The organism is Brachyspira sp. SAP_772, assembly GCF_009755885.1.
Classification (GTDB): domain Bacteria; phylum Spirochaetota; class Brachyspiria; order Brachyspirales; family Brachyspiraceae; genus Brachyspira.
In genome coordinates this window covers 1-938 of record NZ_VYIX01000056.1, presented here as the reverse complement: position 1 = coordinate 938, position 938 = coordinate 1, and the positions used below count along the sequence as shown (strand labels likewise).

General features: G+C 26.6%; 2 protein-coding genes. Both read left to right on the top strand.

Annotated features, from left to right (window positions below; genetic code table 11):
- Positions 1-433 (top strand): peptide chain release factor-like protein (locus tag GQX97_RS12520; protein ID WP_304488832.1); only part of this gene is annotated, 433 nt, incomplete at its 5' end.
- A gap of 10 nt (positions 434-443) precedes the next feature.
- On the top strand, positions 444-938 hold a 495-nt coding region (locus GQX97_RS12515; RefSeq protein ID WP_157152238.1), incomplete at its 3' end, for a hypothetical protein.

The following is a 938-nucleotide window of genomic DNA, read 5'->3' as shown; positions in this document are numbered from 1 at the left end:
AATAATAAAAGATGAAGATATAAGAGTAGATATATTTCGTTCAAGCGGTCCGGGAGGTCAATCAGTTAATACAACTGACAGTGCCGTTAGAATTACCCATTTGCCTACTGGTTTAGTGGTGCAGTGTCAAGATGAAAAAAGTCAGCACAAAAATAAAGCGAAAGCATTAAAAGTATTAAGAGCAAGAATATACGAAAAAGAAGAAGCTGAAAGAAAGGCAAAAGAAGCTAAAGAAAGAAGAGATAAAATAGGTTCTGGAGACAGAAGCGAAAGAATAAGAACCTACAATTTCCCTCAAAACAGAGTGACAGACCATAGAATTAATGTTACATTATACAAATTAGATAGATTTATGGACGGGGAAATAACAGAAATTACTGATGCTTTATTTAAAAAAGAGCAGGAGGAATTATTAGCTTCTTACTCAGACTAATAAAAAAATTATGAAATATATAGAAAATATACTTGGTGATGAAAAAATATTACATAATATAAAAGATGATGATACTGCTATCAATTATATAAAAAGTTTTAGCGATGTGTTATATTGYGATTATTCATATAAGCATAATGAAATTTCTTTAGCAGGATTATTTGCATACTCTAAAGATAATAAATATTGTTTTGGYGAGTTTGGTTTATTTAAAGAAAATAGATATGAATCAAAAATTGTTATAAGCGATTATCCTGAATATGCMACTCTAAACAATTATGAGCTTACTAATGATAAGTTTATAGATGTGCTTAATTTACACAATATAACTTTAAACAATCTCTTTAGYACAGCAAAAAAAGAATTTGAATCTATAGAAGCTTATCCATTAAAAAAAATATCATTAGATGATTATATAAAAATATTTCCGCATAGATATATTAATAATAGATTTAAAATATATGCTAAAAATAAATACAAAAAAATAAACATTAGAAATATTAAT